General features: G+C 51.9%; 20 protein-coding genes. 9 read left to right on the forward strand and 11 right to left on the reverse strand.

Features of this window, described 5'->3' with window-relative positions; genetic code table 11:
• Positions 1-8 precede the first annotated feature (8 nt).
• Together gpsB and JUF10_RS05505 are read right to left on the reverse strand one after the other, a co-directional pair.
• Positions 9-362 carry a cell division regulator GpsB gene (gpsB, locus tag JUF10_RS05500; RefSeq protein WP_143461982.1) on the reverse strand — a complete coding sequence of 118 codons (354 nt, stop codon included), beginning with the start codon at positions 360-362 and terminating at the stop codon, positions 9-11.
• Positions 363-417: 55 nt separating this feature from the next.
• Positions 418-987, reverse strand: coding sequence for an SLOG family protein (locus tag JUF10_RS05505; RefSeq protein WP_203641245.1), 570 nt, complete (start codon positions 985-987; stop codon positions 418-420).
• Between the two features lie 1,107 nt (positions 988-2,094).
• Between JUF10_RS05505 and recU the strand changes: the two genes are divergently transcribed.
• Positions 2,095-2,697, forward strand: coding sequence for a Holliday junction resolvase RecU (gene recU / locus JUF10_RS05510; protein ID WP_203641246.1), 603 nt, complete (start codon positions 2,095-2,097; stop codon positions 2,695-2,697).
• Positions 2,698-2,743: 46 nt separating this feature from the next.
• Positions 2,744-5,053, forward strand: a complete 2,310-nt coding sequence (locus JUF10_RS05515; protein WP_203641247.1) for a transglycosylase domain-containing protein — start codon at positions 2,744-2,746, stop codon at positions 5,051-5,053.
• Between the two features lie 328 nt (positions 5,054-5,381).
• Here JUF10_RS05515 and JUF10_RS05520 read toward each other — a convergent pair whose 3' ends face one another.
• From JUF10_RS05520 to JUF10_RS05535, 4 genes are all read right to left on the reverse strand, one after another.
• Positions 5,382-6,086: a DnaD domain-containing protein gene (locus JUF10_RS05520; RefSeq protein ID WP_203641248.1), complete on the reverse strand. Its 705-nt coding sequence runs from the start codon at positions 6,084-6,086 to the stop codon at positions 5,382-5,384.
• A 646-nt stretch (positions 6,087-6,732) separates the two neighbouring features.
• Complete coding sequence (locus JUF10_RS05525) at positions 6,733-7,908, reverse strand: pyridoxal phosphate-dependent aminotransferase (RefSeq protein WP_203641249.1); 1,176 nt, start codon at positions 7,906-7,908, stop codon at positions 6,733-6,735.
• 24 nt (positions 7,909-7,932) lie between these two features.
• Entirely contained in the window at positions 7,933-8,436 is a 504-nt protein-coding gene (locus JUF10_RS05530; protein ID WP_048736116.1) for a cell wall elongation regulator TseB-like domain-containing protein, read from the reverse strand.
• Positions 8,437-8,484: 48 nt separating this feature from the next.
• A complete protein-coding gene (locus JUF10_RS05535) occupies positions 8,485-11,325 on the reverse strand; it encodes a helicase C-terminal domain-containing protein (RefSeq protein ID WP_203641250.1) in 2,841 nt (946 codons plus the stop codon).
• A 1,422-nt stretch (positions 11,326-12,747) separates the two neighbouring features.
• Between JUF10_RS05535 and mvk the strand changes: the two genes are divergently transcribed.
• From mvk to fni, 4 genes are read left to right on the forward strand one after another with little or no spacing between them, the layout of a single operon-like run.
• Positions 12,748-13,695 (forward strand): mevalonate kinase, encoded by a 948-nt coding sequence (gene mvk / locus JUF10_RS05540; protein WP_203641251.1) that lies wholly within the window; start codon positions 12,748-12,750, stop codon positions 13,693-13,695.
• Entirely contained in the window at positions 13,692-14,666 is a 975-nt protein-coding gene (gene mvaD, locus JUF10_RS05545; protein ID WP_203641252.1) for a diphosphomevalonate decarboxylase, read from the forward strand. Before mvk ends, mvaD begins: the two co-directional genes overlap by 4 nt.
• A gap of 49 nt (positions 14,667-14,715) precedes the next feature.
• Positions 14,716-15,789, forward strand: coding sequence for a phosphomevalonate kinase (locus JUF10_RS05550; RefSeq protein ID WP_203641253.1), 1,074 nt, complete (start codon positions 14,716-14,718; stop codon positions 15,787-15,789).
• A gap of 16 nt (positions 15,790-15,805) precedes the next feature.
• Positions 15,806-16,843: a type 2 isopentenyl-diphosphate Delta-isomerase gene (gene fni / locus JUF10_RS05555; RefSeq protein WP_203641254.1), complete on the forward strand. Its 1,038-nt coding sequence runs from the start codon at positions 15,806-15,808 to the stop codon at positions 16,841-16,843.
• A gap of 98 nt (positions 16,844-16,941) precedes the next feature.
• On the opposite strand, the gene JUF10_RS05560 is transcribed toward fni, so the two are convergent.
• Positions 16,942-18,300 (reverse strand): RsmF rRNA methyltransferase first C-terminal domain-containing protein, encoded by a 1,359-nt coding sequence (locus JUF10_RS05560; RefSeq protein WP_203641255.1) that lies wholly within the window; start codon positions 18,298-18,300, stop codon positions 16,942-16,944.
• A gap of 217 nt (positions 18,301-18,517) precedes the next feature.
• Here JUF10_RS05560 and JUF10_RS05565 point away from each other — a divergent pair, with 217 nt between their 5' ends.
• Positions 18,518-19,330 carry a Cof-type HAD-IIB family hydrolase gene (locus tag JUF10_RS05565; protein ID WP_203641256.1) on the forward strand — a complete coding sequence of 271 codons (813 nt, stop codon included), beginning with the start codon at positions 18,518-18,520 and terminating at the stop codon, positions 19,328-19,330.
• 56 nt (positions 19,331-19,386) lie between these two features.
• Here the strand turns inward: JUF10_RS05565 and JUF10_RS05570 are convergent, their stop codons facing one another.
• Complete coding sequence (locus JUF10_RS05570; RefSeq protein WP_203641257.1) at positions 19,387-20,541, reverse strand: ArgE/DapE family deacylase; 1,155 nt, start codon at positions 20,539-20,541, stop codon at positions 19,387-19,389.
• A 242-nt stretch (positions 20,542-20,783) separates the two neighbouring features.
• On the opposite strand from JUF10_RS05570, the gene JUF10_RS05575 reads away from it, so the two are divergent.
• Together JUF10_RS05575 and JUF10_RS05580 are read left to right on the forward strand one after the other, a co-directional pair.
• The gene (locus JUF10_RS05575; RefSeq protein ID WP_203641258.1) at positions 20,784-21,293 is read left to right on the forward strand and encodes a hypothetical protein; all 510 of its coding nucleotides are present in this window, start codon (positions 20,784-20,786) and stop codon (positions 21,291-21,293) included.
• Positions 21,294-21,357: 64 nt separating this feature from the next.
• On the forward strand, positions 21,358-22,230 hold the full coding sequence (locus tag JUF10_RS05580) for a hypothetical protein (protein WP_203641259.1): 873 nt from the start codon (positions 21,358-21,360) through the stop codon (positions 22,228-22,230).
• A 187-nt stretch (positions 22,231-22,417) separates the two neighbouring features.
• On the opposite strand, the gene glpK is transcribed toward JUF10_RS05580, so the two are convergent.
• The 3 genes from glpK to JUF10_RS05595 form a co-directional block, all read right to left on the reverse strand.
• The gene (gene glpK, locus JUF10_RS05585; protein ID WP_203641260.1) at positions 22,418-23,920 is read right to left on the reverse strand and encodes a glycerol kinase GlpK; all 1,503 of its coding nucleotides are present in this window, start codon (positions 23,918-23,920) and stop codon (positions 22,418-22,420) included.
• A 173-nt stretch (positions 23,921-24,093) separates the two neighbouring features.
• Complete coding sequence (gene thmT, locus JUF10_RS05590; RefSeq protein WP_011667624.1) at positions 24,094-24,282, reverse strand: 2-hydroxymuconate tautomerase; 189 nt, start codon at positions 24,280-24,282, stop codon at positions 24,094-24,096.
• Positions 24,283-24,354: 72 nt separating this feature from the next.
• Positions 24,355-25,242, reverse strand: coding sequence for a YitT family protein (locus tag JUF10_RS05595; RefSeq protein WP_203641356.1), 888 nt, complete (start codon positions 25,240-25,242; stop codon positions 24,355-24,357).
• Between the last annotated feature and the right edge of the window lie 110 nt (positions 25,243-25,352).

Consider the following 25,352-nt stretch of genomic DNA (forward strand, 5'->3'; position numbering starts at 1 on the left):
TTATAATTCTACAAACGATGTGACTCGTTTGGATCATTATCTAATTGTGAACCGAAAACGTGCCGTTCCAAATTGGATAGCCGCTTCAAAATGTCCATGTTGGTGACATTTGAAGTTGCTGAGCTAGTCGTTGATGCTGCCGGCTGACTGCCGCCCACTTGCACTTGCTTCGTGAGTTCGTCAACCTTTGCCAATAACCGTTCGTTTTCTTCTTGAAGCCGTTGATTCTCCTTCACAAAGGTGTCGTAATCCTTAATGACGTTGTCTAAGAAGCTGTCAACGTCATCGGGATCGTAACCACGCATTTTCTGACGAAATTGCTTTTGCAAAATTTCCTTGGGAGTAAAATTAACGTTTTCCATTGATCATTACACCTCGTTATCGTAATCAAACCGGCGATATCTATAATACCAGTTTTTACTCGAATTGGGAACCATTATTTAAATTTTCTTGATATTCGTTGGCACTTTCTTCTAACCAGTCCATGTCAACCAACGTCAAAGGGTACGCGTGGCGCTCTTGATAGCGCTTTACGGCCTCGTAATCATATTTCGGTTTTCCTTCGACTTCTAAATCATAAACCATGACAGCCTCATCCGTATGGGTCAACATAAATTCTTGATAGTTTCTTAACTGTTGGGGCCCATGATAAGGTTGCTCACTAACCGACTGGTGAAAATCAACGTGACTGGTCACCGCGGCGTATTGCGCTTGGTTGGCCTCGTTCCAGTTGTTGCCAAACTCAGCAAACGGCGTCATCACGGCCACCTTCAGCTCTGGATAGTCCGCTTTTAGTTCAATGCCGACCTCAGCAGCCCACTGTTCAACGCCTAGCTGACCACCCGTGATCAACCAGTCCGTGCCGTTTTCCACCTTACCGATCAGTAATTTTTTCAATGTATCCTTGATGACCAGTAGCTTTGGGTCCTGATTGCCAAAGGTGCCCAATTCGTAACTACGGTAACCTGTTAACCATAACCGACTCAATCGGCCACCTCCCTTTTTCCCCTGGAACATCTGACTATCTTAAAATTTCCGCACTGCGGCTGCCAGGGATTCCGCCTGCCATGGGGAACGACTCCAGCCTGAGAATCGGGCTTCCGTCTCGCCTCAAAGCCACGAAAAACGCGTGTCTCCGAGGTCGTCCCACGATGTAAGCCAGGAAAATACCCTGACTAACATCGTCGACACGGCTGGCTACATCCCTGGCCGCCTCCGGCTCTGATTGTGCTCCTCCATAATCAAATTCTGGACTCGCAACACATCATCTATATATCAAGGCTACCATAGTGGACTGAGCAGTCAGTAACTATGTACTCAAACACTTTATTTCACTCAATCAACAGGTAACATAGAAGAAGCTATCACCACATAAGTTAAACAGGTGGTCTCCATCAGAGATATACCTACTAGAGTCGCTACAGTAGTCATACACCCGATTTCTAAACAAATTTGAAAAAAACTTGCCAGACACGATGACCAACTAGGGACTAATTAGCTTAAGTCGTAGTCTTCTTCTAGTTTAGCGAAAAATAGGCCTTTGAGCAAATAAATTACAGGATAACCGGTACATTAGTAGAAAAAAAGTGTAAATATCCAGAGAAAATGGCAGTTAAACTACCAAACACCCCATATCCTATGAAAGATAACTGGTAAATGTATGAGCTCTCTCTATCACGGCTTCTACTAAGAAAACACTGTGTAAGCCGAGAGGTCGGCAGATATGGGCTCAGGCGCGTCGTTCTACTTAGTCAGTAAGCGAACTTCTTACTGGCTTAGTAGAAAACCAAGCTTGAAGACTCGGCTCTTCCGAGGCTTCAAGTTGCGTTCGCACCGTTCCAGCCCATATCTGCCGGCCGGTAAGGCGAAGGGCCCACCATGTTGCCTAGTTTTAGTCCCATTGTTATTGCTAGAACAGGATTGTTTGGTACTTTGAAATTTTCAGCCTTTAATTAAATTCCGTTTAAATTCAAGCAAAATCACCGTCTCAACCGGTTTTAGGAGTTTTTATTTCTGGGTCAGCTTGGTATAATGTCAATAACTGGGCCACAAACTGAAAGCTGCGGTTTTCAAGCGAAGGAGTGTGAGGAGTCGATGACTATTCGGTATCCCAATGGGAATGCCTATCAAGCACCAACAGCAAAGACGGGGCCCAAGTTCCCTAGCACCTACACAAACTATGGTAAACGTGGAATGACGCTGGAAGAGGAACTCAACGAAAGTAATACTTACTATGAAACCAATGGGCTGGCCGTCGTGCACAAGAAACCGACCCCCATTCGGATCGTTAAGGTCGATTACCCCAAACGGAGTGCAGCCGTCATCAAGGAAGCCTACTTCAGTACCGCTTCCACGACCGACTACAATGGTGTTTATCAGGGCCATTACCTGGACTTTGACGCTAAAGAGACCCGCAACAAGGGCTCATTTCCGCTCAAGAACTTCCATCAACACCAGATCGACCACATGCGGGCTTGCACGGCTCAAGGCGGTATCTGTTTTGCCATTATTAAATTCGTCGAGCGCCAAGAGGTCTTCCTCTACCGAGCGAGCGACCTCTTTACCTTCTGGGACGAACAAGCCACCGGTGGTCGCAAATCCATCCCCTATTCGGAAATTGCGGCGCACGGCATCAACATCCCCGTTGGCCTACAGCCCCCGATTCCATATCTCAAAGCCGTGGATCAGCTTCTCTGAGTTTACATAGTAGAAGCGAACACGTTTAAACGCAAAGGAGATTACCATGTCTAGTAACAATTCAACCCGTGAGACCCGGATGAGCCGCAACGCCGACCATCAATCGGGCCCCCAACGTCCGCATCACGGCTGGCGTCTATTTCGCCGCATCTTATTTATCATCGTCGCCATTGGTGTTTTTGCCATCGTGGCTGGCGCCGGCCTCTTCTTTTTCTACGCACAAAGCGCCCCAAAGATCACGCAAAGCGCGCTATCGTCCGACGCCTCTACGCGGGTCTACGATGCCAATAACAACGTTATCTCGCGACTGGGCGCCCAAAACCGGACTTATGTGAAGTCCAAGAACATCCCCGACACGTTAAAGGCCGCCGTCGTTTCCACCGAAGACCGGCGTTTCTACCAAAACAACGGGGTCGACCCCATCCGAATCTTAGGGGCCGCCTTCGCCAACGTCTCTGGCTCTTCGCTGGGGATGCAAGGTGGGAGTACCTTGACGCAACAACTGGTCAAGCTGTCCGTCTTCTCAACGGCCGCTTCCGACCGAACGCTGAAACGTAAGGCCCAAGAAGCCTGGTTAGCCCTCCAAGTTGATCACAAATACTCCAAGGATCAAATCCTGGAATACTACGTCAACAAAGTTTACATGGGCAATGGTGTCTACGGGATGCAAACTGCCGCACAATACTATTACGGCACGTCGCTAAAGAACCTCTCACTGCCACAATTGGCCTTGTTGGCTGGGATGCCTCAATCCCCAACCAACTACGACCCCACGACTTACCCCGCTACCGCTAAGAAGCGGCGGGACCTGGTCCTAAACGCCATGGCCAAGAACAAGGTCATCACGTCCGCACAGGCCCAAGAGGCCGAAGCCGTCAGCATCAAGAACGGGTTATCATCTATTCACCAAACGACCGCTTCCACAAGTGCCAAGACGACCAAGGTCATCGACGCCTACCTCAAGCAAGTCTATTCCGAACTGAAAGCCAAGGGGTATAACACGACGACCGGTGGCTTAAAGGTCTACACGAACTTGAACATGGATGCCCAACAAAAGCTCTACAACATCGCGAATACCAGCGCCTACATTGCCTACCCGTCCGACAAGTTCCAAGTTGGCTCGACCATCGTTAACCCAAATAACGGGAAGGTCGTTGCCATGATTGGTGGCCGGAAGACCGGCAACGTCACGTTTGGACTGAACCGCGCCGTACAAACGGGTCGGTCGAGTGCCTCAACGGCTAAGCCATTAATGGATTACGGCCCCGCCATTGAATATCTCAACTACCCCACCTACGAACCGGTCAAGGATACCGCATTTACTTACCCCGGCACCGATAAGAAGCTTTACGACTGGGATAAGCAATACCAAGGCACCATCACCATGCGCAAGGCCCTCTACGAATCACGGAACATTCCCGCTATTCGGACCTTGCAAAACGTCGGCATCAGTAAGGCCACGACCTTCTTGAAGGGTCTGGGGATGACGTTTGACAAGACGCTGACCCTGCAAAACGGGATTGGGTTGTACATCTCGACCGAACAGGAAGCCGCTGCCTACGCCGCCTTCGCTAACGGTGGGACTTACTACAAGCCGTACCTGGTCTCCAAAGTGGTCACGCAAGATGGCAAGGCGCACAACTACTCGGCAACGGGTAAACGGGCCATGTCAGCCGCAACAGCGTTCATGCTGACCGACATGATGAAGGACGTCATGACCAATGAAAATGGGTCTGGTCGTTCTGCCGCCATTTCTGGCCTGTATCAAGCCGGTAAGACTGGGACGGACTCCTACCCCGACGATTACGCGGATAAGGTCCCCGATGGCGCAACGATGGACTCCTGGTTCACCGGTTACACCAAGAGCTACGCCGTCTCCGTTTGGACCGGTTACGATAAGCAATTCCAGACAGGTCATTACGTGAGTGAAGCAGAAACGAAGATCGCACAGGAAATTTACAAGTACGAAATGAGTTACCTTGCTCAAAACGCACCGAACACCGACTGGACCAAGCCAAGTACGGTCACCGAAACGACGCAGAATAACAACAAGGAATACTACGTCACCGGTCATCCCGGTACGGTTGCGGACACCACGTCCACCAGCCAATACGGCTCGACCAACACGACCAGCTCTTCTGCTTACAGCAGTAATAGCCAGGTCACAACGAGTTCCAGTTCGTCTCGTGTCAGTTCATCGACGACCGAATCCAGCTCCAGCAAGGAATCTTCCAGCACGGAACAAACCCCTGGTGGTGACGGCAACGACGACAACACGAACAGCAGCTCCACGACCACTTCGTCTGCCAGCTCCACCACGCAGACGACCGATAACAACAAGGATAATAATAGCTAAAGCTTAAGACGTGAAAAGGTCGCCAGTAGATAGTCAATTTTGACTGTTTACAGGCGACCTTTTAATTTTAATTGGGATAGATACTTGTGTAAGTTGGCCGCACTGCGGCTGCCAGGGATTCCGCCTGCTGTGGAACGGGCTTCTCGCTCGCTTTTAAGCCACGAAAACCACGTGTCTTAAAAGTCGCCCATAGTGGTCGCTGTGAGCGACCACTATTTCCACGGCTGGTTGCATCCCTGGCCTCCTCCGGCTTTGATTGTGTTTTATGACAACCGCAAAAAGCTCGTATTCCCATCAGCCCACAATTGATGACCAAATCCACTTCAGCCTAATTATCTGTCAGCTTAAAAATTGGGACATCTGGAATCTGTGAGTTTGCTTGACTGGCATTGCCATTTGCCGCTGAACGGCGCGGTTCCTGACGTTCTTTTTCCTGTTGAACCTGAGCGGCCGTCTTTAAGTTCTTCTTTTCCCAGCTTAAGAGAATCCGGTCCATATACTTTAGACTGTACGCCTGACTCAACACGGCTTCCTTTAAGGCCAATTGAATGAGTTCTGGGCGGTAATGGTCCTCGTCCAACCACTGGCTGATGCTTTCCATCTCCAATGGTGACAGTGGCCGCCCAAATTCCGTTTCGATTTGGTTAAAAACCGTTGACCGATCGTTGGTGGCTTCCTGTTTAACTTCTTTTTGTACCGTCTGCACGTCTAATTGGCTTAATTTTTCCGTTAACAGCCGAAAATCATACGCATCTGCTTTTTGCCCCTGCGCGTTCGTCACGCTGGTAATCGTCATCAACTTCGATGTGATCATCTCGTGCAGCAGTTGATAAACCCGCTGCTTATCCCAGCCCAAGTACTCAGCAATGCTCTCTGCCTCGGGCAGTTGCTCACCACGGTCCATTTGACGGCGTAACTGGAGGTAGACCAGGAGTTGATCCGTGGTCATCCCCACCTCACGAAAATGGTCGAGTAAGTAATTGGCAATACTGGTTTGGCCAGCTTGAATATAGCGCATCATAAAATCTGCCATGCGTTGGCCTCCTTATCTTTTAAGTCTTAATTAGTTTATAAACTGGGCAACCTAGTATGCCCTTCGCCTTACCGGCCGCCAGATATGGGCTGGAACGGTGCGGACACAACTTGAAGCCTCGAAAACCGCGAGTCTTCAAGGTTGGTCTTCTGCTAAGTCGACGGAAATCCACCGTCAACTTAGCAGAACGACGCGCCTGAGCCCATATCTGGCGACCTCTCGGCTTATACTGTAGCCCTCCGTCAGCTCAGAAAGATGAGCCTAAACTCGTTATCGATTGGACCAACAATGTCGAGTCCACAAAGCCTTCGACCGCTGTCGTTATAGAACACAATCTGAGCCGGAGGAGGCCAGGGATGTAGCCAGCCGTGGAGGTGATGTTAGCTGGCGATTCTTTAGCCAGCTTACATCACGGGCGACTTTGGAGACACGTGTTCTTCGTGGCTTCAAAGCGAGCGAGAAGACTGGTGTTTTCCCAGTCTGAAGCGTCCCTCACAGCAGGCGGAATCCCTGGCAGCCGCAGTGCGTCAAATTCACACTACTCGCTTTTTTAGTCTAACACGTTCTCTGAGTCCTGACGAAACGAAACGAAACGACCGGCACCCACTTGCGGTCCGGTCGTTAAGTCATTGTTGTTTTAATTGATTTAGTCCATGAATTTCTTTAGCCGTTGCATGGCGACCTTTAACGTCTCCAGGTCCGTCGCATAGCTCATTCGGATGTGACCCGGAAGCCCAAAGGCCTCACCCGTCACGACCGCGATGTGCGCCTCATTTAACAACGCCGTCACGAATTCAGCGGTCGTCGTGTAGCCCTTCATCGCCATTGCTTCCGTCACGTCCGGGAACAGGTAGAACGCGCCCTGTGGCTTGGCATTGAGCTTGAATCCCGGGATTGCTGCCAGTAACGGGTAAACCACGTCTAAGCGCTGTTTAAACCCGTCCTTCATCTCAGTCACCGGCGTCTGGTCACCGGTCAGCGCCGCAACAGCTGCCGCTTGGCTCACCGCCGCTGCATTACCAGTCATATGTGACAGGACGTTTTTCAACGCCGTCATCACATCGACAGGGCCCACGGCATAGCCGATCCGCCAGCCAGTCATCGCGTACGTTTTCGACACGCCATTGACCAGAATCGTATGCGCCGCAATCGAATCGCCCAGCGTCAACATGGACGATACGGGCACCGGACCAGCGTAGACCAGTTCGCCATAAATTTCATCGGCGATAATAATCAAGTCGTGCGCCACGGCCCATTCTCCAATTGCCCGCAGCTCAGCGGCCGTATAGACCAGGCCACTGGGGTTCTGCGGTGAATTCAGGACGATGGCCTTGGTTGCTGGGGTCACCGCATCCGCTAACTGCTCCGGTGTGACCTTCAACGATGCCGTTGGCGCGACCTCGATGGGCCGGCCCCCGGCTAATTTGACCTGTTCGGCGTAACTGACCCAGTACGGTGCTGGTAACAAGACCTCATCACCAGGATCAAGTAGAATCTGAAATAACGCGTACAGCGCCATCTTAGCCCCGGTCGTGACCACCACTTGATCCGTGGTGACCGTCACACCTTGCGTGGCTCTGAGCCGTTGGACGATGGCCTGACGAAGTTCAAGTGTCCCGGCCGTCGCCGTATAGCTGTTGACCTGGTTGGCGCGAATCGCCGTGACCGCCGCCTCACGAATCGCTGTTGGCGTCGGATAGTCTGGTTGACCAACGCTCAGGTTGATCACGTCCACTCCTTGAGCGCGTAACTGTGCGGCCTGTTGACCCGTCTTTAACGTAGCTGAGGGGCGCACTGCACGCGCGCGTTGTGATAATTGCATGGTGAGTCCTCCTCTCGGTTGCGATTAGATGTTGGAAATTTGCTGTAAGATCTTCCCGTTGCTGTATTGGAAAGTCAGGTAGCAGAGTTTGCCGGATTGGTTCAGGTAACTGACCTGCCAAGCTGGCTTGCCGTTAAAGATGCTCAATGCTGCGGCGAGGACCTTTTTCGGATTCCGTTTCCAGACCTGTTCAAGGACCGTGTTGCGGGATAAGCCCTCGCTTTGCTTCAGCACCGTTACGTCGTTGCCCGTCTTGGGGACAATCGCGTAAACGGCCTGTTGCGCCTTGTTTTTGCCGGCAACCGTGTAGTAGGTCGTGTTTAAGTTCGTCCAGTAAAAGTCGCTGGTACTTGTCAAATGACCGGACTTCTTGGCAACCGTTTCGGCGTGGGTCTGCATCTGGCTCAGCGGCTTGCTGGCCTTACTGATCACGTAGCCGCCACTCAGCAGCAGGACCAGGATCACGACTAAGATACTCAGTAGGACCCAGTGACGTGGCCGGCGACGCTGCTGATATTGTTGTCTCATCAATTTACATCGTACTCCCTTGTCAAATTTCAATCTTCGTCAATTATATCAAACTTCGGGAGGGGTCACCGAGTTGTCCGTGCTTTTTTCAAAAAATTTAACTAAACCTTGGGCAATGACGCCCACATCCCCAGTGGTCTTCGGCAGATCATCTGGTAAGGCGCGCAGGATGCTTTGTCCGTACTGGCGTTCCAACACGCGTTGATCCAGGAGGACAATAGCCCCGCGGTCGTTCGGTGTCCGAATCAACCGACCGATTCCCTGCCGTAATTTTAAAGTCGCCGATGGCAAGGCCGCATTGTAAAACGGATTCTTCCCGGCCGCCTCTAAACGCGCGTAGTTGGCCTTTACAAATACCCGGTCCGGTGAATCGAACGGTAGCCGCGTCACAATCAGCAGCTCCAACTGTTCAGCGGGCAGATCGATGCCCTCCCAGAAACTAGCTGCGCCTAACAAGATGGCGCCATGACTGGTGGCAAATCGTTTAGCAATCCGTTCACGACTGCCACTAATGCCCTGAGCAAAGATCTCACGCTGGGCAAATTCCGGTTGCTGGGTCAGCTGCTGGTAGACCTGTTCGATCACGCTGAGCGAGTTGAACAGGACCAGCGTCTGCTTGTTCACGGCACCGGCCATCTGCGTAATCGCCGCCGTCAGGTAAGTGACATAGTCCTCAGGTGAGACGCGCGACAGATTCGGTCCGGTATCACTGATAAATAGCTCGGCCTGCTTGCCATAGTCAAAGCTCGACCGCATCCGGTGAGTCACCGTGTCATCACGGTCCAGATCAAATTGGTCCAGAACGTACTGTGACCGCCCTGACGAGAATAAAGTGGCCCCTGTCAGCAGAACCGGTTGGAACCCGGCGTACAGGTGATGGCGCAAGAAGCCCTCCGTTGCCAGCAATCCACTCGCCAATTGGAGGCTATTGCGGTCCCCAACGTGGTTGATTGTCAGCCAGAAGAGACTGGCCGGCGCTTGGTCGCTGACCTGCTTTAAGATCATCAACAGCCGGCTCATTTGGTCGTCAAACAGGTGGATCCGCGTGTCGACCTGTTCGAACAAGTAACGTTCTGACGCCGCAAATCGGTCCTGTTGTTGGTCGTAGCGTTGCCGTAAGTCGCCCAGTGCCGCCAACAACTCGTTGGTCGCCTGCGTGGCCGTGTCGACCGCCGTCCCCTGTTGCAGTTCGGCAGCGAGGTCCGCCGCGGGGATCAGCTCCTCGATGATTTGATTGTGGTTGTTGACCCGCTTATTCGCTAAGAAGCGTAGGAACAGTTGCTTGATCAGCTGATTCAACTGCGTTTCCAATGTGTCACTAGCGACCAGGATGCGCTCTAAGGTCGTTGTTGCCGCGGCATCCCCATTAAACAAGCTCATCAGACTCGGCCCAATTTCACGGCTGATATCGCGTTCCACGTGATGGAGCTCGTTGATCAACTGGGAAAACTTGACCTGCGTCCGCCGTTGCTTCAGCGTGCTGTCCGGTAAATGTTGGGCCTCATCGACCACCAAATAAGGCTGGTGGAGGCGTTCACCTAGTGCCAGCGCGTGTTCACTGAGATAGGCGTGGTTCACGATGATAAATTGGGCCTGTTCCATGCGCTGGTCCCGGCGCCGCAAGAAGTCATCCTCATAGAACGGACTGTCCGCGGTGACCGTGCCCTCGTGAATGATCTCCTGGAAGTAAGGTGCCCGATACGTTGCGAGATGCAACTCGTCGAGGTCCCCGGTCGTGGTCATCGTTAGCCAGACTAGCAACCGGAGTTTAAGGAGCTGCGTCTGCTTAGACGTCTCGGCCACCTTAAGGGTCGTTGCGAAGCGTTGGAGGTCCAGGTAATGTTGGCTCCCCTTGACTAATACCGCGTTGACGGTAAAGGGCACAATTTGTTTGAGCAACGGAATCGTTTGGTCTAATAATTGTTCCTGTAAGAGTGTGGTTGCCGTGCTGATGACGACGGACTTCCCCGTCTGACTCAGATAAGCCATTGGCAACACGTAGCCGAGACTCTTGCCAATCCCGGTCGGTGCCTCAACAATCATCTGTTTGACCGGATGTTGGTCGGCCGCGGCGTAGTTGTTGTAGATGTAATTCATCATTTTACCCTGTTCGGGCCGCCACTCCAGATTATCTGGCATCAACTTCTGCTTTTGTTTCTTAGTCTTCGGATACTTGCTGGGCGTGGCTAAGGTACTGGCTGGTAAAGCCGCCGCCTGGCGTAAGGCTAAGCCATTTTTGATGTACAAATAGTCCGGTAACTTCCGCGGATTGGCCGCGTTGAGTCGCTGGGCTTCATTGAATAAACCGGCCGTCTGTAACGGTAAATCCGGATGGAGGTCGATCATCTGTTGTAAGGTCACCACGGGTAAGGCCCGCAGCCGCCGGAACAGAAAAATAAACAATTCGGCAGTCGCACTGGCATCGCTGTCGGCGGAATGCGGATTGTCGTGTTCGATATTGAAGTACCCGCTGAGGTCCCGTAGCCGGAAACTGGGAGCAGTCGGCAATAAAATTTGACTCAAAGAAACCGTATCTACCGCCGCAATCGTTAGCTCGGGATAGCCCACCCGGGAAAATTCGGCGTTAATAAACGGCAAGTCAAAATTGACGTTGTGGGCCACAAAGACCGTATTGGTCAATAAGCTGTAGAGTGTGCCCGCCACGTCGTCAAATAAGGGCGCATGCCGCACCCGTTTGTTCGTGATACCCGTCAACCGAGAAATCGCCGCCGGAATCTCCCGCAACGGATTGACGTCCGTTTCAAAGTGATTAATGATCTGGTTATGTTGGACGAAGACGCACCCGACTTGGATAATGCGGTCGCCATCTGTCACACTGGTTCCGGTAGTCTCGATATCGACCACCGCGTAAACCGTGTCTTTATCCATAGTATGCTCACCAATTTCTGCACAATTTGCGATAATAACTGGCACTATGATACACCACTTAGGCGGCCAACGCTACGCTAGAGTTCCTCCCACTAGATGATTCGGGTTGAGTCGCGCCTTTTCTGACGGTGTTCTTTGGCTTGAGAGTAAAATTAAGACCGCTAAACGTGCTAAGGATGGCCGCGCTCCGGCTGCCAGGGATTCCGCCTGCTGTGGGGACGCTTCAGCCTGAGAGGCAGGCTTCTCGCTCGCTTTTAAGCCGCGTGGACCATGCGTCTTAAAAGTCGCCCATCCTGATAGCTAGCCAGCGGCCAGCTGTCAGGATTACCACGGCTGGCTGCATCCCTGTCCGCCTCCGGCTCTGACTGTACCTTGCCATGACAATCGTTGGGAGATTGAAGCAGGTTGTAATAACTTCTAAAATGAGCACGCGACAATTCTACAGGTATTCATGGTGTTCCCATCCTATTTGAAACCTCAATTGATAGCGTCAGCAAGTAGTGACCCAGCATTCATGCTGCCTGTCGACACTCATTCTCACCAACCAACTATGACATCGTGCAGTGACTTATTTTTAATTTAGTCGGTCGTCAATTCTAAGCTACCGATAATCGAAGCTCATTCCGCTTTTTGCAGTCATTATAATCCCTGGCCCACCACATAATTTTACACAACCACTGTTCAAACTTCTTTGAAACGTGTAATATAACAAGGCTAACTAATCTAAGTTACTTTGATTTGATTGCTGTACTAATAATCAATCGTTTCTAAGCTCAACGAATCCCGTTATGGCAACGTTTATTGTTAAACTATGATTAAGCCGCTGAATCTTTTCAGATATGGCTGCTGGCGAGTTAATTTTGAAACACTTAGGCACTAGTTTCTAAAATTACTAAAAATTTCGACTTGGAGTTGGCAGATCTGTTTAGTGACCATTTTGCTTAGAACACCAGTCACTCCGCTGTAAAATTGACGATGTTATCCCAGCCAATAACCGTCCAACTGGAAAATCCAGCGAAATTTGTTTTTCAACGTCTATACCGGTAGTGATCAATCTGAGCCGGAGGCAGCCAGGGATGTAGCCAGCCGTGTCGACGATGTTAGGCGAGGTCCTTTCTCGGCTTACATCGTAGGACGACCTCGGAGACACGCGGTTTTCATGGCTTTGAGGCGAGCTGGAAGTCCGGTTCCCAGGCTGGAGGCGTTCCCCATGGCAGGCGGAATCCCTGGCGGCCGCAGTGCGACCATCTTAAATCCATTTAATTCTTTAATCATTACCAACACTTTTCGGTGTACTTTCTATAGAAAGACTTAATTTTTCGCTGATTTTGGGATTTTGATGAGCAAAACTAGCGTAAGAGCAATCAGTAGAGTATGATATTCTGGTAAAATAAAATCGATACAGAAAGTGAGCGAGATATCTTGGGTAGAACCACAATTGGGAAAAGCAATGCGAAAATCATTCTCATTGGGGAGCACAGCGTGGTGTTCGGTCAACCCGCCATTGCCCTACCCCTGCCCTCGGTCACCACAACGGTCGTTATGAGTCAGACGACTCACGGCCAAACTCTGTTTAGTCGCTACTACGATGGACCGATTGCGCAGATGGGCCAAAACTTAGCCGGCGTGGCTGCGCTGATTCAGGCACTGCTCACTCGCTTTGAGGCCCAGGACACGGCCTTTCACATGGCCATTACCAGCGACCTCCCCGCAGAACGCGGCATGGGGTCCTCTGCAGCCGTGGCTGTCGCCATTACCCGTGCGATGTACAGTTACTTTCAACGGCCATTGACACGCGACTTGTTGCTGGCAACGGTCGACATCGCCGAACAGATCACCCACGGAAATCCCAGCGGTTTAGACGCCGCCACGGCGAGTTCCGACGTGCCCATCTGGTTCGTTCCCCATCAGGAGACCCTCCAGATTCCATTTACCCTGCAAGGCTACTTGGTTATCGCGGATAGCGGCATCAAGGGCCAAACGGGTAAAGCGGTCGCCGCCGTTGCTCGCCGTAAAACGACCTTCCCCCAAGAAACGGACGCTCAGATCAGCAAGTTGGGACAACTCAGCACGGCAGCACGGCAAGCCCTGGCAACTCCTGATCTCCCCCAATTGGGCCACATCTTAAACGATGCCCAGCAACAACTAGCCGGCCTAGGGGTCAGTTCGACGGAACTCAACCAGCTGATTCACGTTGCCCTCACGGCCGGGGCCCTCGGTGCAAAACTGACGGGCGGCGGCATGGGCGGTTGCCTGATTGCTCTGTGCCCCGACCTTGCCACGACCGAACGCGTTAAAACTAGTCTACTCGCGGCCGGTGCCACCGATACGTGGACGGAAGCCTTTAATCTCGAGGAGGAACACCAATGAACCCAGCGGTCACCGCACGTGCACACACCAACATCGCCCTTGTGAAATACTGGGGCAAGGCCAACACCGACCTTATCATTCCCCAAACGAGTAGCCTGTCGCTCACCTTGGATCAGTTCTATACGGATACCACGGTCCAATTCGACGATCACCTGACTGCGGATGAAATTACGGTCAACCACGATTTACTCTCCCCAGCAGCTGGTCAAAAAGTACATAAGTTTCTTAACCTGGTGCGCGAACAGACCCAGCGCACCTCTTTTGCGCGTGTCACGTCGGTTAACCACGTGCCAACCGCGGCCGGGCTGGCGTCTTCGGCGTCGGCCTTTGCCGCGTTGGCGGGCGCTGCCAGTCGTGCGGCCGGGCTCGACCTTGACCGCACGGCGCTATCTCGTTTAGCGCGACGGGGATCTGGTTCCGCCACGCGTTCTATCTTCGGTGGCTTTGTTGAATGGCAAGCCGGTCACGACGATGCGAGCTCATTTGCCATCCCCCTTGAAGAAAACGTGGATTGGCCGATTGCCATGGTGGCGCTGGTCCTAGACGCCCGGCGTAAAAAGGTCAGTTCGCGGCAGGGCATGCAAAATAGCGTGGCCACTTCGCCCTACTATCCGGCTTGGAAGGATGTCGTCGCCCAGGACTTGGCGGCCATCAAGCCGGCCATTCAGGCGCATGACTTCACCACGACCGGTGAGATCTTAGAGGCCAACGCCATGCGGATGCACGCGCTCACGTTGAGTGCGCAACCCCCGTACAGTTATTTCAACGGCGATACCTTGGCCGCCATGCAGGCCGTCCAACAACTTCGTGACGACGGCATCGCCTGCTACTACACCCTCGACGCCGGACCCAACGTGAAGGTCTTCTGCCAAGTTGCGGACTTGCCGGCCATCACGCAACACTTCGCCCAGCAGTTCGGTGCGCAAAACGTGATCGTGGCGCACCCCGGACCGGGCATTCAATTTAGCTAAACATCCTAAAAAAATACTTATTTAGTCGTTACAGAAGGGACCTGATTTTTTGATTTCCGCGAAAGCACCCGGAAAACTCTATATTGCTGGCGAATACGCCGTGGTCGAACCGGGATATCCGGCGATCATCGTCGCACTGAACCAATTTGTGACCGTTTCAATTACCCCCAGTCAAGACTACGGTCGCATCGCCTCCAAACAATACCAAGAGAACTCCCTCTACTGGCAACGCCAGGGATCAGAGCTCGTCTTTGACAACCGGGACAATCCCTTCCACTACATTTTGTCCGCCATTCGTTTGACGGAACAGTACGCGCAGTCATTGGGTAAGCCCCTCACCATTTATCATTTAAACGTCAACAGTGACCTGGACAGTGCCGACGGGAAGAAATACGGATTAGGCTCCTCAGCCGCCGTGACCGTTGCCACCGTGAAGGCCCTCTGCCAGTTCTACGACATCCCCATGAGTAAGGACCGGCTGTTCAAATTGTCCGCAATCGCCCACCTGGACGTTCAAGGCAACGGCTCGTTAGGCGACATCGCCGCTTCCGTTTATGGCGGTTGGATCGCCTATCAGGCCTTTGACCGGGATTGGTTGGCCTCCGCACGACGGGAACTGAGCCTCACCCAACTCTTACAAACGGAGTGGCCCGGCCTGCAGATCGAACTGTTAACGCCCCCGGAACCCCTTCGTTTGATGATCGGTTGGACCGGGACGCCCGCATCGACTTCACATTTAGTGGACAAGATTGCGCTCTTCAAGGCCACCCGGCGCCAAGACTACCACGCCTTTCTGCGTGAGAGTCGCGAATGCCTGCAACGGATGATTCAAGGCTTTCATGATCAAGACCTAAACGCCATTCAAAAAGAGATCGAAGTCAACCGTCAATTGCTGAACAGCTTGGCCCGCATGAGTCACGTCACGATCGAAACGGAACTGCTTAAGACCATGTGTGACATTGCCGTTCACGTTGGTGGCGCCGCTAAGTCTTCCGGTGCCGGTGGTGGTGACTGTGGTATCGTGATCATCAACGCCGCCAAGGACCTCGCCCACTTGCTCCACGAATGGGAAGCTCGCGGCATCGAACCACTTAAATTAAACGTCCATCACGTCATCGAATAATTAAGGAGCCGCTACCATGGACCTATCACGTCACGCCCATCGCAAGGACGAACACCTGTCCCTCGCCGAAAAATTTTATACACCCGACGCTACTAGTCAATTCGACCAGCTCCGTTTCGTTCACCAAAGTTTACCGGAAATGAGCGTTGCCGACGTGGATCTTCACACTCACCTGGGACCGATCACGTTGCCCGTCCCCCTGCTGATTGAAGCCATGACTGGCGGCAGTCCGCGGACGGGTAAGGTCAATGCCGCCCTGGGCCGAATTGCAGCGGCGACCGGAATGCCCGTGGCAACCGGCTCACAGAGCATTGCCCTGCAAGATGACACCGCGATTGCGACCTTCACCCCGTTACGGGAGAATAATCCCGATGGCATCGTCTTTGCCAATATGGGGGCCGGGCACACCGTAGCCCAGGCCCAACGCGTGATCGACATGCTGGCCGCCAACGCCCTAGAGCTTCACGTCAACGTGGCTCAGGAGCTAGTCATGCCTGAGGGCGACCGCGACTTCCACTGGCTCGACAGCATCGGCGAGGTCGTTGCGGGGGTCAGCGTGCCGGTGATTGTAAAGGAAGTCGGTTTTGGCATGGGCCGTGAAACGCTGCAGAAGCTTGCCCAAGTCGGTGTCCAGTACGTCGATTTGAGTGGTCGCGGTGGCACAAACTTTGTGCAGATTGAAAACTTTCGTCGCCCCGAAAAGGAACTCAGCTACTTAGATGGTTGGGGCCAATCGACGGTGGAATCCCTGCTAGAGGCCCACGCCGTTCCCCAACTCCAAGTGATCGCCACGGGCGGCATTCGTCAACAATTAGATGCGGCTAAGGCCCTGGCCCTCGGCGCCAATCTGGTCGGGAGCGCCGGTCAAATTCTCCATAGTCTGATCAAGACCGATGAAGAAACCACAACAGCTATGTTGCTGGAGTGGCAAGACGGTCTGCGCCGCATCATGACGTTACTTGGGTGCTACAATTTGGCGGAGTTACGGCAACAACGACTGTTGCTCTCACCCGAGTTAGAGAGCTACTGCCGCCAACGCCAGCTCACTTATTAGATTAAAATTTAAAAAGAGCCACCGGAAAACGAAAATTCCGGTGGCTCTTTTAAGTTTTTCAATCCTATTTTAGCAGCATCTTGCTAATGCCAAATGGTTTAATCGTCATAAACCGTGAACCGCAGCCCCTTAGGGAAGAAATTCTTTACGGTCTGGCCAACAACCTTTCCAAAGCCAACTGGCTGTTGATCACAGGTCAACAAGTACCAGCCCTTAGTTGGGGCCGTGTCCAGCGTAAACGTTTCGCCGTGGACCCATGCCCGCCACTGCTCATCGGTAATGGCCAGTGTCTGGGTCGCCGGCTCATCTGCACTCGCCAGGGCCAAGGCGTAGGCTGGTTCGAACCGGTTCTTCTTAAATGTCCCTAAATGTAATCCGGGCCGGAAGATATGAGCCTTCTTCAAATCGGGTAAGTCGTCGGGCACAGCAAAGAGTTGGTCCTTGACGGTAATCAATTGGCCAGCCACGGCATGTCCCAACACGGTCTGAGCAAAGTCCTGCCACAATTTTCGTTGGTCACTAGTCAACGCGGTCCCCAATTTCGCCTGACCCCGCGGTGTCCGGGCGTCGCCAGCATCCCGTTCCAACTTCGCAACGAAGTGGCCTTCCCCCCGCATCAAGTGTGGGAACAACCGGGCCGCCTTGGCGAGTTCTGGATTACCATCCGCCCATTCCGGCCGGGCATCCACAACGCCCCCGGTCTTAGTGACGGGCGCTAAATGAAAGTCGGGGTACGTTTTCAGGACCCACGCCATCATCTGTTCGTCTTCTTCGGGGGCAAACGTACAGGTGGAGTAGATCAGTTGACCACCTGGCTTCACCATCTTAACGGCTTCCGTCAGAATTTCCCGTTGACGGGTTGCGCAGTCTTCGACGTAATCCAAGGACCAGTAAGACATGGCGTCTGGATCCTTACGAAACATGCCTTCACCGGAACAAGGTGCATCAACTAGCACCTTGTCAAAATAGTCCGGAAAGACGGGACTGAGTCGGTCGGGTGAATCATTTAGAATCACGGCCGCCTTGACGCCGAATCGTTCTACATTTTCGGCTAAGATCTTCACGCGCTTGCGGTTGATCTCATTGGTGACCAGTAGACCGGTTCCCTGTAGATAACTGGCCAGATGGGTCGTCTTCCCCCCAGGGGCCGCACAAAGGTCCAAGACCCGTTCGCCGGCTTGCGGTGCGGCCGTGGCCCCAACAAACATGGCACTCGGTTCCTGACTGTAAACAGCCCCGCTTTGGTGCATCAGGCTGCGGCCACTGACCGTCCCGTAATGACCAAATTTGGCGTAGGGCACTGCCGGTGTCTCCGTGACCGTCGTTGGTAAGTCGTGATGGGCAGGATTGACCCGATAGCCAGCGGTACTGGGCGTGTCAAAACTGGCCAAAAAGTCATCCGCTTCTGCCCCCAATAAGCGTCGATACTTGATTATAAACTCGTCAGGTAAATTCACCGTTATTCCTCCATCTTGTTAGTTACAATTAATTATTTGTATATTACATTTATGACGGGTAGACCCCGTTTTGCCTCGTTTATTATACGCGTTTTTATAACGAGTCTCTACCCGGTAAAGGGGAATAGTCGCATTTTCACCGTAACTATGTTAAATTTAACAGGCTAGCTTCTTTTCAGAAAACTTAATCCATAAAATAAATTGTGAGGTGTTCTCTATGGAACGAAAATTAATTGCAATCGACCTGGATGGCACGACCCTAAACGCGGCCGCCCAACTCTCTCCTAAAACTAAACTAGTTTTGGCCAAAGCCCGACAAGCTGGTCACATCGTCAGCATTGTGACGGGACGGCCCAACCGAATCTCCGAAGGTATCTACGACGAGTTAAAGCTGGATGGCCCGATGATTAATTTCAACGGTAGCCTGGGGCACATCCCCCACCACCATTGGCAGGACGAATATCAATACACCATCAATAAGGAAGTCGCTTACGACCTCTTGCAACACCGTGAAGAACTCGGAATCGACATGATTGCCGCAGAGGGTAAGAACATGTTTCTTGCCGTGCGCGACCACCCCGTCGAAGTCGGCTTCTTCCCCCCTGTTCTAAAAAGTAATCAGATTCTCAACCAAAAGACGCTGAAGGAAAACCCGACTAGTTTGACGGTCGCCGTTGAACGTAGCCACCAGGAACACCTGTTGAGCTACCTCAAACACAACTTCGGCGATGTTGTTGACGCTGCCCCTTGGGGCGGTCCAAACTCCGTTGTCGAATTGGGCGTCAAGGGCGTGCAGAAGGCCACCGGCGTTGAGGTCCTCGCTCACCATTTCCATGTTGAACGCAAGAACATCGTGGCCTTTGGGGACGAACACAACGACTCGGCCATGATCGACTACGCCGGTTGGGGTGTCGCCATGCAAAACGCCACGCCGACCATCAAAGGATTGGCCAACGACATTACGCCGCTAGACAACGACCACGATGGCTTGGCCAACTACTTGCAAGACTATTTAAAATTAGCTGAATAGATGACGAATGCCGCCAGTCCTCGAATAACAATTTGAGAATCGGCGGCATTTCTATATCAATTTGCTTGATTGAGGTAAGCTACAAATAGCTTCTGGTACAGCGTCGTAAAGTCCAAGAACATCTGCCGGTCAACGTACTCATCGATTTGATGAGCAGACTCGTTGCCGGGACCAAAGACGACGAATGGGAACTCATGGCCCTTTTGCTTCAACAGGTTCGAGGCATCGGTCACGGCGGGCAGCGCTAGCTTAGGAATCGCTTCGCCAGCAAATGGTTCGCCCACACTTGCGGCCAGATTACTCAGCGGCGTATCCTGAGGTTCTTCCACCGGCCACTGGGACATGAAGACATCCATGGTGACCTGCGCCCCCTGATCATTCTGCTGGTCAACAAGATTCTGGAGGGTCGCGATGACGGCAGCATTGTCAAATTCGGGAATCGTTCGCACGTTCATTTCGGCCGTGGCGGTCACGGGAATCGAATTGACCTGCTCACCACCATGTAAGACGGTCGTGTTAAACGTCAACTGACCCAACAAGTCGTTGGCCCGGTCACTGTCACGAAAGGCTGCATTGGCTTGGTTTAAAATCGCCAATAGTGGGTCGATTGCGTTGGCGCCTAGTTCGGGCATCGAACTGTGCGCCGCCTTCCCCTGCGATGATAGCCGAATATCCATGGACCCCTTGTGCGCGTAGAAGATGTGATAGCCGGTGGGCTCACCGATCAGTAAGGCATCGACATCAGCCATGGCACCCTGATCAAAGAATGCGGCGGACCCTAGCTCACCAACTTCTTCACCCACAGTCGCCATGAGTCGGATCCGGCCGTGCTGGGGTTGGCCCGCGGCGTGCAGTTCAATCAACGCCACCACTAGAGCAACTAAGCCAGACTTCATATCGTTGGCGCCCCGACCATACAACCGGCCATCGCGTTCAGTCAGCTTAAAGGGATCACTGTGCCACTGTGTCGTGTCGCCAGGGTCCACGACATCCATATGACCAGAAACGCCTAAAACGGGACTTCCTTGACCAATTTCAGCGATCAAATTTGTCCGACCCTCACTGAGCGGCATTAATTTCGCCTGAATATCGTGTTGCCCCAACAACTTTTGCAAGTAATGGGCCACCTCGACCTCGTTGCCATTGACCGAGTGAATTGCCACCAAATCACTTAATACATCAATTTTCTGCTGATCCGTAAAGACTGCCATCACCGATTCCTCCTTTTAGGACATAGTATACCGCAGTTTGTAAGGGCCTTCACGTATTCTCCCTGTATGGACTAACCGTCTGAAATAGCTACACTATAGTTGCCAGTAGTCTCCCTTTCAAACTGTCATTCTATAGACTACAATTTAATTAGAAAGTCGTCAGCCGATAGTTAGTGTCTGCTTTATCCTGAATTCAAATTTTCTTAACTAATAAGTTTTAACCCCACAAAGGAGATCTTCCCATGTCCCTAATCAAAATGTACTACAACCCGCAGCTGCCCACCTTACTCATGTCGCTCCACCCACAACCGACAGCGGATATCCTGTCCGGTAACAAAATCGTCGAGTACCGCCGGCGATTCTTCCAACATCCATTTCAAGCCTTCGTCTACACGACCGGTCCCGCTGGCGGCTTACAGCTTTTCCTAACCTTCAACCAGCCAATTGTCCGGCCAACTGCTGACTTAATTCAGATTGGCACGCGACTTCAAGCGGATTCACCCGCCAACTTAACGACCTATCTGGGAGACCAAGGCGTGGCGCTCCCCATCAAATCTGTGGCGACCTTACCCCAACTATCTCGTGAACAGCTTCGTCAAATCGACCCCAGCTTCGCAGCTCCCCGTGCCTACTCTTTCCTGAATAAGCCTAACAAACAGGCCCTACTAACCAGCCTGCTTCAACAACCCTGCCTCGGCTACCACGACATTGACTGGGCGCCAAAGCACGCCGCAATCCAGGAATTTCTGTAAGTAACCACGCGTGAATTAAAGCGTCTTCAATTCATGGTATACTGAAATACGAGGAGTGACTGTTATGAAATTAAGAAGTGGACTAGGACTTGTTTGGGGGGTAACACTTGGCATTGCATTATGTCTTATATCTTCCCAATCAGCTCAAGCTGCAACAAAGTATACGGTCGTTTCAGAAAAATGGCCTATCGAACAACCATCTTATCGGGCAAAATACCCCAATAAAAAGGTTGCTCTTTGGAATAAGAAGCACACTAAACGATACGGTTATTTGACCGACCGTCCCAACACGACGTTCTCACGTACTTCAACCGCGGTTCTTAAACACGGAAATACAAAAACCGTCTATTATTATGTAAATGCTGGCGGCACCAAAAAGCATCCTAAATCAACGCAAGGCTATGTTTGGCGTGGATACTTGACCAAAGGATTAGCAATGGATCTGCTCAAGAGTCGTTATGTTCCAATGAATCTGTTTTCTAACAACGCAGACTATGCAACTTACATTAAATACTCTAAATCACAAGAAATGACTAGGGCTTTAGTCAAAGCATTGCCCAATATGAAGTTAAACTTAGATTTAACTAATATCGCTGCTTATAAATTCGCAGAAACTATGTCCGATGAAAATCCATCTCTTCCCGATGTTAAGTCTAGCTCTCTAAAGACAAAAAACTACACACATATGACGTATTTCCCTAAGGTGACCGCCTATTTAAGGAAGAGTAATAATGTCGCAACTGCTACCCGAGTCAAGAAAGTTAAGCGTATTCTAGCAAAAGACTACGGATTAACAACTGCTAAACTAAATCATCTAAAGAACTATCAAATCGGGTTAAATATTGCCGAGAACACATCTGGCAATAAAGTGAAAGATAATGCTCCCCTAACCATTAAGTTCTATGCATTTGCTATTGCTCAAAGAGTAAGTCAATAGCTAGAAAATAATAATTAAGGCCGCCAAAAAGAGCCTGAGACATAACTCGGTTTCTATAGATAATCAGGAAGGAAATTCTCAATAACCCGAGAATTTTCTTCCTGATTTTAATGACTAAAAAAAGCTCTGTAAAACCCGAATCGGCTTTACAGAGCTAATCTTAGTATGTTTTGTCGTTTACAACTAATTATTCTTGATGGAATGCCTGCGTTGCGTTGATGGCTGCTTGCCAGCCGGCGTAGCAGTGTTGACGCTTCGTTTCATCCATCTGTGGAATGAACTCGTCACCCGACTCATGCATCTTTCGAATCGTGGCCATGTCGGGCCAGAAACCAACGGCGAGGCCGGCCAGGTAAGCGGCACCCAGGGCCGTCGTTTCGTTGATGGCTGCCCGCTTGATCGGTGTGTTTAAGATGTCGGCTTGGAATTGCATTAAGAAGTTGTTGTTCGCAGCTCCCCCGTCAACGCTCAACGACTGCAGGTCCAGCCCGGTTTCCTTGGTCATGGTGTCGACCACGTCACGCGTCTGGTAAGCGATGGCTTCGACCGTGGCTCTGACGAACTGTTCACGCGTGGTGCCTCGGGTCAGCCCGAAGACAGCGCCCCGCGTCTCTTGATTCCAGTATGGCGCACCCAACCCGGTAAAGGCAGGCACAACGTAGACGTCACCGGTCGTTTGCGCATCGACAGCCATCTTTTCGGATTCGCCGGCGTGCTCGAAGAAGCGCATTCCGTCCCGTAACCATTGCACGGCGGACCCGGCCACGAAGATCGACCCTTCCAGCGCATAGGTCACCTTATTGTTGAGCCCATACGCAATCGTGGTCAACAACCCGTTATGGGATAACGTGGGTTCCTCACCGGTGTTCATCACGATGAAGGCCCCGGTCCCGTAGGTGTTCTTGATCATCCCTTTGTCAAAGGCGGTCTGGCCAAACAAAGCGGCCTGTTGGTCACCGGCAATCCCGGCAATCGGCACTTGGACCCCGGAGAACGTGTACCCCGCGGTGTAGCCGTAAATTTCGGACGAAGAGTGGACTTCTGGCAACAAGGCTGCCGGAATGTTCAGCCAGTCCAAGATTTCGTGATCCCATTTCAAATCATGGATATTGTACAGCATGGTCCGGCTAGCGTTGGTGTAGTCGGTCGCGTGGACCCGGCCACCGGTCAGTTTCCAGAGAATCCAGGTATCGATGGTCCCAAAGAGCAGTTCACCCTGTTCTGCCCGTTCCTGGGCACCGGGCACGTGATCTAGGATCCAGCGAATCTTGGTCGCAGAGAAGTAGGAGTCAATGACCAACCCGGTCTTCTCGTGGATGGCGTCAGCGTAACCATCGGCCTTTAATTGATCGGCAATTTCACTGGTCTGCTTGGATTGCCAGACCACCGCGTGATAAATGGGCTCACCGGTCTTCTTGTCCCAGATGATCGTGGTTTCCCGTTGATTGGTGATCCCGATTCCCCGAACCTTGTACGGTTGAATGTCCGAATCAATCAGGGCATCGGAAATGACGGATTGCACCGCGTTCCAAATTTCGTTGGCGTCATGTTCGACCCAACCTGGTTGCGGGAAGTACTGGTGAAACTCCCGCTGTGCCTGTCCCGCAATTTGGCCGTGCCGGTCGAATAAAATAGCCCGGGTACTCGTCGTCCCTTCGTCAATTGCCATCATGTATTGTTGATCATTCATCGTTCGACTCTCCATTCATTCGTTCGTTAGCAACGGCCACTTTCTGCCGTGATGTCGCACTTGTTACTAGTATACCTAAAAGTGACGGCTACGCCAATTCTTTTTATAAATGAAACCGCCACCAATGGCTAAATAGTCGGGTTGGTGGCGGTTTATAAGTTTTTCTGTAAAATTTACTTTTCGTCGCTCTTCAAAACGCCGGCCACACCGTAACGGTTAGGTTGCATTTCGCGTAAGATGACGTGGACGTGTTCAGCTGGGGCACCGGTGTTCTTGGTCACAGCAGTGGTCACGTCTTGAACTAAGGCTTTGAGTTGGTCTTGTGAACGGCCAGCGATTAAATCAATGTTGACAATTGGCATTTAAATTCGATCCCTTCTCTATGTGAATAGTATCATTATACCGGTTCGGGCCTGTTGGGGCAATTCTCTTACCTATTTTTGTTCGGTGGTCTGCTTCAACTTCAGCTGTTCCCGTTCATTATAGAAGTTGCCTTCAATGTCGACGGTGCTGACCAGGTTGACAAAGGCATGGGGGTCGATGCTCTTGACCGCGTGCTCCAATGCATAAAGTTCATACCGCGAAATAACGGTCATTAGGACGACGCTGTCCTGGCGGGTGTACGCGCCAAACGAGGGCATGACCGTAATTCCCCGAATCAACGTCTTGTTCAACTCACTAATGACGGCATCCTGCTGCGTGGTGACGATGAAGGCTGTCAGCTTCTGGTGCCCGGTATGAATGCTGTCGACCACCCGCGACATTGCATAAATTGAGATAATCGTGTATAAAGCACTCGGCCAACCAAATAGAAAGCCGGCTAAGATGACGATGCTAAAGTTGATCATCATCATGAGCGTCCCAATCGTTCTCCCAGTCGTCTGTTCAAGAACCACGGCGACGATGTCCATCCCCCCGGTCGAGAACCCATTTTTCAACGGGTAGGCCACACCGACCCCCGTCAAGATTCCCCCAAACAGTGCCGCCAGCAACGGGTTATTCGAGATGTTGTTGACCGGGATCACGATGGCCAGGACCGATGTCAGGACCGCCACGAAGATTGAGTAGATCGTGAACCCCCGGCCAACCTTGAACCAGCCTAAAATCCCAATGGGCACGTTGAACAGCAGGATGAACCACCCAGTGCTCAGATGAATGCCGCCCATCTGCAGGAGCGTTGCGATGATCTGTGAGATCCCGTTGATCCCGGCACTGAAAATCTTGCCCGGAACCAGGAACTCATTCAGGGCGAGCGCCGTAATAGCCGCCGACCCCAGCATAATTAGGAGGTGTTTTCCCACCTCACGCTTATTTTCTAACATAATTCTCATTTTTCGCCTCTTTCTCGAATAATCCGCTTTCATCATTTAACCACATCAACCGGCCGATGACTAGCGGAAGCACGCGCTTGGCGTTTATTTTATCTTTGACC

Origin of the sequence: Levilactobacillus andaensis, from assembly GCF_016861695.1 — a bacterium.
GTDB classification, from domain to species: Bacteria; Bacillota; Bacilli; order Lactobacillales; family Lactobacillaceae; genus Levilactobacillus; species Levilactobacillus andaensis.

Bases quoted from the DNA above. Each gene is read 5' to 3' on its own strand.
- JUF10_RS05515 (WP_203641247.1), top strand. From the start codon at position 2,744: ATGTCTAGTAACAATTCAACCCGTGAGACCCGGATGAGCCGCAACGCC.
- glpK (WP_203641260.1), bottom strand. From the start codon at position 23,920: ATGAATGATCAACAATACATGATGGCAATTGACGAAGGGACGACGAGT.
- JUF10_RS05535 (WP_203641250.1), bottom strand. From the start codon at position 11,325: ATGGATAAAGACACGGTTTACGCGGTGGTCGATATCGAGACTACCGGA.
- JUF10_RS05580 (WP_203641259.1), top strand. From the start codon at position 21,358: ATGAAATTAAGAAGTGGACTAGGACTTGTTTGGGGGGTAACACTTGGC.
- JUF10_RS05520 (WP_203641248.1), bottom strand. From the start codon at position 6,086: ATGGCAGATTTTATGATGCGCTATATTCAAGCTGGCCAAACCAGTATT.
- mvaD (WP_203641252.1), top strand. From the start codon at position 13,692: ATGAACCCAGCGGTCACCGCACGTGCACACACCAACATCGCCCTTGTG.
- fni (WP_203641254.1), top strand. From the start codon at position 15,806: ATGGACCTATCACGTCACGCCCATCGCAAGGACGAACACCTGTCCCTC.
- JUF10_RS05565 (WP_203641256.1), top strand. From the start codon at position 18,518: ATGGAACGAAAATTAATTGCAATCGACCTGGATGGCACGACCCTAAAC.
- JUF10_RS05570 (WP_203641257.1), bottom strand. From the start codon at position 20,541: ATGGCAGTCTTTACGGATCAGCAGAAAATTGATGTATTAAGTGATTTG.
- JUF10_RS05575 (WP_203641258.1), top strand. From the start codon at position 20,784: ATGTCCCTAATCAAAATGTACTACAACCCGCAGCTGCCCACCTTACTC.
- JUF10_RS05525 (WP_203641249.1), bottom strand. From the start codon at position 7,908: ATGCAATTATCACAACGCGCGCGTGCAGTGCGCCCCTCAGCTACGTTA.
- JUF10_RS05595 (WP_203641356.1), bottom strand. From the start codon at position 25,242: ATGTTAGAAAATAAGCGTGAGGTGGGAAAACACCTCCTAATTATGCTG.
- thmT (WP_011667624.1), bottom strand. From the start codon at position 24,282: ATGCCAATTGTCAACATTGATTTAATCGCTGGCCGTTCACAAGACCAA.
- recU (WP_203641246.1), top strand. From the start codon at position 2,095: ATGACTATTCGGTATCCCAATGGGAATGCCTATCAAGCACCAACAGCA.
- JUF10_RS05530 (WP_048736116.1), bottom strand. From the start codon at position 8,436: ATGAGACAACAATATCAGCAGCGTCGCCGGCCACGTCACTGGGTCCTA.
- gpsB (WP_143461982.1), bottom strand. From the start codon at position 362: ATGGAAAACGTTAATTTTACTCCCAAGGAAATTTTGCAAAAGCAATTT.